This is a genomic window from Streptomyces sp. NPDC060205 (assembly GCF_042728395.1).
Taxonomy (GTDB): domain Bacteria; phylum Actinomycetota; class Actinomycetes; order Streptomycetales; family Streptomycetaceae; genus Streptomyces.
The window spans coordinates 1-6,285 of sequence record NZ_JBHWZP010000449.1; the positions used below are offsets into that span (position 1 = coordinate 1).

Sequence of the window (6,285 nt, forward strand, 5' to 3'; positions counted from 1 at the left end):
CGACGCACCCGCAGCCGACCACGCGCCCCCGGGCGAAGCCCCTTGCCTTTCAGGGGCGCGGGGAACTGCGTGGTCGGCGCCGCCGGGCCCGCAGGGGGCTGCGTTCGTGTCAGCGGAATATGGCTATCGCTTCCAGCGTGACCTCGCGTGTGTCCGGGCGCCAACCCGTCATCTTGCCGAGGCAACGCGCCTGGAACGTCCCGTCGTTCAGGCGTTCGTTGCGCAAGCCACCCGCCGCGCACATGACCCGGACGTGCGCCGGCCGCTCCGCGTCGGAGCCGTAAGGGGCCCGCAGCACGATCCCCTCCGCCGCCCCGGATTCCGACCGCGGCTCCACCAGGAACCGTCCCCTGAGCGACACGAACTCCTCGATGTCACTCAGGGCGACACCGCCCCCGGCCCCGGACCCGAGCGCCTCGGCGAGGGCGCGGTTCGGAGTGACGGCCCCGGTGCGCAGGTCCGCGTGCACGATGACGTCGGCCCGCTCGAACGCGTCCAGCAGCATCCCGATCACGGAGATCGGCTCGCTCTTCGCGACGTAACTGCTGAACTTCTCCTGCGTGACGTCCCGGTTGGCCTTGACCGTCCACGGCAGCAGCCGCCCCCACAGCCCCACGCTGGTGTTGACGTTGGTGCGGTGCTCGACGGCCTGTTCCAGCGCGGCGCTGTAGTTGCCGATCCGGTAGAGGTCCATCACCGCCTTCTCGTCCAGGTAGAAGCAGACGCTGTATGCGGACCGCTGCCCCACACCCCGCCGGCCGAGGCGCCCGCGCCCGCGCTCCCGCATGTGCCGCCCGAGCACGGCGCCGAGCGCCACCAGTCCGGCCGCGGTGACGAGCCACACCGTCATCCACGGCCACCACACACCCCACCACTGCGCGTCAACGACAGCCACGGATCTCCTTGAACGCCTCGGAAAGGGACGATCCCCGCGCGTCCGCGTCCACCATGCGTCCGCCCGTCCTGTCGGCGGCGCGCCGAAGGGCTCCGGCGTCCGCCTCCCCGAAGTGCACGGGGTAGGTGTGGACCGCGGTACGGGTCCGGGCGGACCGCGCCTCGTAACGGCGTACGAACTCCTCGTACGCGATGCCCGCGTTGTTCTCGCCGTCCGTCATCAGCACGATGGACACGGCCCGTTCGGGTTCGTCGGCGAGCGCGGAGGAGGCCGTGCGGTAGCCGTGGTCGAGCGCGGTCCAGACGGCGGTCGCGTCGCCGTAGCCACCGCGGGCGACGACGCCGGCGAGGGTGCGCAGGTCCCGCTGTCCCCGGACGGTGACGGTCCGTTCCTCCAGGACCTGCCCGCCGAACCGTACGACGGTCAGCCGCTCGCCGAGGTGGAAGCGGGCGAAGGCGCCCGCCGCCGAGGAGTCCGCGCCGCTGAGGTCGGCGAACGCCTCGCGCAGTTCCGCCATGCGTGCGCCGCGCATCGAGCCGGAGAAGTCGAGCAGGAAGACGACCTGGTCAGCGACGCGGTGGGCGGGGTCGCCGTAGTCGTCGAGGAGGCGTTCCAGGACGTCCGGCCGGTCGGGGAAGTAGAGCGCGTTGCCGACCGGTGCCCGCAGCTCGCCCTCCCTGGCGACCGTCGGGTTCACCGGTCGCCGCAGCGCCGTCCGCATGATCTTCCGTTGTACGGAGTCCTGCCGCAGCCACTCCACGACCTTGTCGTAGGCGGCCCGCCGGTCCGGGTCGAGGAGGAGCAGCGGGAAGTCGGCGAGGACCGTGCCGTCCTTGGGGCGCACGATCTCCAGTTTCTGCTTCAGCCGCCCGCCGGAGTTGAGGGCGAGGAGGTCGGACTCGTAGGTGATGAGCGCGTTCGCGGTGCCGGGGTGGTCGACGAAGTCGTCGAGCAGGTCGCGGGTGGAGGCGGCGGTGATCCGCTGTCCGGAGCGGAAGCCGCGCAGCCGGTCGCAGGAGACGTCGTCCTCGCGCAGGGCGCCGCCGGTGCCGGCCGCCGCGGTGGCGACGCCGACGAGTGTGGCGAGGCCGGTCCCCGTCCGCCGCGGGTCGGCCATGCCGAAGCGTACGGTCCCGGTGGCGGCGGCGTCGGCGAGGTCGGCCCAACTGAGTTCGTCGTCGCCCGACTTGGCGTGGAGTGCGCGTGCCGCGTCCGGGCGCAGGCCGACCACGACCGGCGAGAGCATGGTCGGGGTGCGCAGCAGCCCCCGGGCGGTGTCCTTGTGGCGCAGCTGGAAGGAGCGGTCGGTGGAGAGCCAGGCGGCCTCGTGACCGCCACCGGCCTTTCCGGTGGAGGTTCCGGCGGCCAGCGCCTCGCCGGTGTCGGCGTCGGCCAGGTAGTCCATCTTCAGCTCGACCCCGGTGTCGGACCGCAACTCGTCGAGCAGAGGCTCCAGTACGGCGAGATCGGGGCCGGCGAGGACGCGCAGGGTGGTCGGGTCCTCGTCACCTGCGCCGGAGCAGGCGGCGGTCATGGCGACGGTGAGGGTGACGGCCACGGCCAGACGCAGCGTCAGAAACACCAGCTCGCGCCTCACTTGGCGTCCTGCTGGGACGACTGCGCGGGCGGGCACTCGCCGACCGTCTGGATCATCCGCTCCAGGAGGGGCAGCCGTGGCAGGACCGCCTTGGTGTCGTCGGCCGAGGTGACCGGTACCTGGATGCCGCGGTCCGCCAGGAAGGCCGCCAGCTGGTCGCTGGTCGAGCCGCTGGTGGCGTCCCGCACCCGGAATCCCAACTCCATCGCCTTGTGCTGGAGTTCGGGATCCTCGGTGACGAGTTCGCCGAGCCGTTCGCCGTCTCCGGTGAGGGCGACGAGCTGGGGTTCGGTGACGAACCGGGTCGAGGGGTAGAGCAGGACGCGTCCGTCGTCCGGCTCGCCGTGCTCGGCCTCGTACCGGATCTGGTGGGCCAGGAACTGGTGCTCGTAGATCACCGAGATCGGGGCGATGCTCTTGCCGTCCACGGACAGGTAGGTCTCGGCCCGCTCGGAGCCCGGCAGGCCCTGTTCGATGAGCAGTTCCTTGATGTCCCGCGCGTATCGGTCGGCGTCCTCGCCGTTGCCGGGGGCGTCGTTGCCGTGCCATACGAAGGAGACGAGGCCGAGGTAGGTGCCGCCGGAGTTGGAGTCGCACACGTCGGAGGTCTGGGCGAGGACCTTGTTGCCGTTGTGGACGCCGTGCTTCTCGATGCCCAGGTCGTCCCACCGCCTGCCCTGTTTCGTCTGCTGCAGGAACTTGCCCATGTCGAGCGTGTAGTACAGCGGCCCGGCCGGGCCGGCGGAGGGGCCGGCCGGCTGGGGCTCGGCGATGTCCGCGTCGGCCAGCGTCTCGGCGTACTCCCGGTAGGTGGCGAGGACGATGGGGCTGACGAAGGGCCGGTAGGTGAGGACGGGATCGCCGGCCTTCGCGCGTTCGCGGGTGATCAGGTCCGCGGCGGGCTGTCCGGAGGGGAAGACGACGTCGTACCCCGCGACGTCCTGCGTGGCGATGTCCCGGGAGCCCATGCGGGTGATGTGCACCCGGAAGCCGTGCTTCATGAGGATGCGCCGGACCTCGGGGTTCTCGAAGAAGTCCCGTTTGGAGGCCATCTTCGCCTCGATGGTGACGATCCGGTCGAGCGGCAGCGTCAGATGGCCGGAGGCCAGGAGCAGGACGAGGCCGATGACGGGGACGGGCAGTGCGAGGGCCAGCGTGCGGCGCAGCCGGCTCCTGGCGGGCCCGCCGACCGCGAGCCGGGGTTCCTCCGCGGGGCGCTCGGGTCCGGCGGACGGATCGGAGGGGGCGGGCGGGGCGGGTGGATCGGGCCGGGCGGGTCTCGCGGCTCTCGCCGACCTTGCGGATCCTGCGGCGGGTCGTGCGGGTCTCTCGGCTCTGTTCGCGGACACCGGCGTCTCCCCCTCCTGTGGGGCAGGATCGTCGGTGACCGTGCTTACCGCCGAACCACCTCACGGCGAACGGCAGTTGAGGGCCAGAGTAATGGCTGACGAACCATCATGAGGAGAGCCGGAGGTTTCATACGGGATTCAAGGGCTACCCGCATGACATGTCCCCTAGATATCGCAACGGTTCCCACTCAGCCGGCCGCGTCATAGCCGTCGTTGCCGACATCATGGCCTTCATCCTGGGCCTCTGGATCCTCATGTACCTGCTGGACGCCAACCAGGGCAATTCGTTCGTCCAGTTCATCCATGACTCCGCACGCTGGCTCGCCGGCTGGTCGCACGACCTGTTCACGTTCGACGAGCAGTGGGCACGGGTCGTCGCGGGCTACGGCCTCGCAGCCGTCGTCTACCTCTTCATCGGGCACGCGATCGCCAACCGCGTACGCAGCTGATCCCCTCCCGCTCGCGTACGCGGCCGGCCCCCTACCGGCAGCAGTCGGGGTCCAGTCCGAACGGCAGGCGGTCGCCGCCGAAGACCGCGCAGGTCGCCTCGTCCCCGCCCAGTGCGGCCACGGCGAGGAGCAGGGAGCCCGCCGTCCACGAGGTGAGCTCCTCCGGCCAGATCGCCCGTGAGTCGAAGACATAGCCGGTCCAGTACAGGCCCGTCGCCGGGTCGCGCAGGTGCTGGATCGACTGCAGTATCTCCAGCGCGCGGTCGGACTCGCCCACGGCCCACAGGGCCAGGGCGAGTTCGGCCGATTCGCCGCCCGTCACCCACGGGTTGGGCACCACGCAGCGCACACCGAGATCCGGGACCACGAACCGGTCCCAGTCCCGCTCGATGCGCTCCTTGGCCTCGGCGCCGGTGAGCGCGCCGCCCAGCACGGGGTAGTACCAGTCCATCGAGTAGCGGTCCTTGTCGAGGAACCGCTCGGGGTGCCGGCGGATCGCGTGGCGCAGCGCGCCCACCGCCAACTCCCAGTCGGGCTGCGGCTCTTCGCGCTCCTCGGCGATGGCGAGCGCGCAGCGCAGCGCGTGGTGGACGGACGAACTGCCGGTCAGCAGCGCGTCCTCGACGGCCCGGCCGTCGTCCTCGCGCTTCCAGCCGATCTGCCCGCCGGGCCGCTGGAGTTCGAGGACGAACTCCACGGCCGCGAACACCGCGGGCCACATCCGGTCAAGGAAGGTGTCGTCGCCGGTCGCCAGGTAGTGGTGCCACACACCGACGGCGATGTACGCGCAGAAGTTGGTCTCGCGTCCGCGGTCGGTGACCTCGGCGGCGTCCCCGTCGGCGTAGGCCGCGTACCAGGAGCCGTCCTCGTTCTGGTGGCGGGCCAGCCACTCGTAGGCCCGGGCGGCGGCCTCGTGCTCGCCGGCCGCGTCCAGGGCCATGGCGGCCTCGGTGTGGTCCCACGGGTCGAGGTGGTGGCCGCGGAACCACGGGATGGCGCCGTCCGCGCGCTGTACGGCCAGGATGCCCCGGACGGTCTGCGCGGCCTCTTCCGCGGTGAGCACCCCGGTCAGGACGAGGTGTTCGGTGCGCGGAGTCGTCACGAAGCGTCCGTGAGGGTGGCCGCGGGCAGGTGCGGCTTGGTCGCGTAGGCGACGAAGCTCTTGCCGATCAGCGGGTTGAGCGCCTGTTCGGCGACCCGGGTCGCGAGGGGCTTCTTCATGATGTCCCAGACGAGGAGCTTGTGGTACGCCCGTACCGGCAGCGCCTTGTCGTTGTCGACGCCGAACGCGCACTTGAGCCACCAGTAGGGGCTGTGCAGGGCGTGCGCGTGGTGCGTGCCGTACGGCCGCAGGCCGGCCTCGCGGATCTTGCCGAGCAGTTCGTCCGCCTTGTAGATACGGATGTGCCCGCCCTCGACCTCGTGGTACGCGTCCGACAGCGACCAGCAGACCTTCTCGGGCCCGTAGCGCGGCACGGTGATGGCTATCCGCCCGCCGGGCCTGAGCACGCGGACCATCTCGGCGAGCACGCCCTTGTCGTCCGGGATGTGCTCCATCACCTCGGAGATGATGACGACATCGAAGGACTCGTCGGGGAAGGGCAGCCGCAGCGCGTCGCCCTCCATCGCGGTGGCGGTGGCGCCCTCCGGTGCCTCGCCCGCCTCCTTCATCGCGGCGAACCACTTGGCGACCTCGCGGATCTCCTCGCCGTTCTGGTCCAGCGCGACGACCTGCGCGCCGCGCCGGTAGCACTCGAAGGCGTGGCGTCCGGCCCCGCACCCGAGATCCAGCACACGGTCCCCCGGGGCAAGCGGAAACCGGGAGAAGTCGACGGTCAGCACGTGGTCCTGCTTTCACGGTGAGGGGTGTCCACGGGGGTGGGCGCGGCGGGGGCCGCCCCCTGGGGGGCCGCGGAGCGGCTGCCTTCGGTCGCCGCCGGCAGCCCGGCGGCGGGGGGGGGTGGGGGCGGGGTGGTGTTTAAACAAAAACGATGC

General features: G+C 71.4%; 6 protein-coding genes. 1 reads left to right on the top strand and 5 read right to left on the bottom strand.

What is annotated here, in order from left to right; all coding sequences use genetic code 11:
* Positions 1-109: 109 nt before the first annotated feature.
* Genes ACFWGJ_RS40585 through ACFWGJ_RS40595 form a run of 3 tightly spaced genes read right to left on the bottom strand, consistent with a single transcriptional unit; the run spans position 110 to position 3,841 of the window.
* Positions 110-895 carry a hypothetical protein gene (locus tag ACFWGJ_RS40585; protein WP_387333981.1) on the bottom strand — a complete coding sequence of 262 codons (786 nt, stop codon included), beginning with the start codon at positions 893-895 and terminating at the stop codon, positions 110-112.
* Positions 882-2,492, bottom strand: a complete 1,611-nt coding sequence (locus ACFWGJ_RS40590) for a substrate-binding domain-containing protein (RefSeq protein ID WP_387333982.1) — start codon at positions 2,490-2,492, stop codon at positions 882-884. The genes ACFWGJ_RS40585 and ACFWGJ_RS40590 overlap by 14 nt, the downstream gene beginning before the upstream one ends.
* On the bottom strand, positions 2,489-3,841 hold the full coding sequence (locus ACFWGJ_RS40595) for a hypothetical protein (protein WP_387333983.1): 1,353 nt from the start codon (positions 3,839-3,841) through the stop codon (positions 2,489-2,491). The genes ACFWGJ_RS40590 and ACFWGJ_RS40595 overlap by 4 nt, the downstream gene beginning before the upstream one ends.
* A gap of 158 nt (positions 3,842-3,999) precedes the next feature.
* Here ACFWGJ_RS40595 and ACFWGJ_RS40600 point away from each other — a divergent pair, with 158 nt between their 5' ends.
* Positions 4,000-4,290 carry a hypothetical protein gene (locus tag ACFWGJ_RS40600; RefSeq protein WP_387333984.1) on the top strand — a complete coding sequence of 97 codons (291 nt, stop codon included), beginning with the start codon at positions 4,000-4,002 and terminating at the stop codon, positions 4,288-4,290.
* Between the two features lie 31 nt (positions 4,291-4,321).
* On the opposite strand, the gene ACFWGJ_RS40605 is transcribed toward ACFWGJ_RS40600, so the two are convergent.
* Together ACFWGJ_RS40605 and ACFWGJ_RS40610 are read right to left on the bottom strand one after the other, a co-directional pair.
* Positions 4,322-5,392, bottom strand: coding sequence for a prenyltransferase (locus ACFWGJ_RS40605; protein WP_387333985.1), 1,071 nt, complete (start codon positions 5,390-5,392; stop codon positions 4,322-4,324).
* The gene (locus tag ACFWGJ_RS40610) at positions 5,389-6,132 is read right to left on the bottom strand and encodes a class I SAM-dependent methyltransferase (protein WP_107018434.1); all 744 of its coding nucleotides are present in this window, start codon (positions 6,130-6,132) and stop codon (positions 5,389-5,391) included. The genes ACFWGJ_RS40605 and ACFWGJ_RS40610 overlap by 4 nt, the downstream gene beginning before the upstream one ends.
* Positions 6,133-6,285: the final 153 nt, after the last annotated feature.

Bases quoted from the DNA above. Each gene is read 5' to 3' on its own strand.
- ACFWGJ_RS40600 (WP_387333984.1), top strand. From the start codon at position 4,000: ATGTCCCCTAGATATCGCAACGGTTCCCACTCAGCCGGCCGCGTCATA.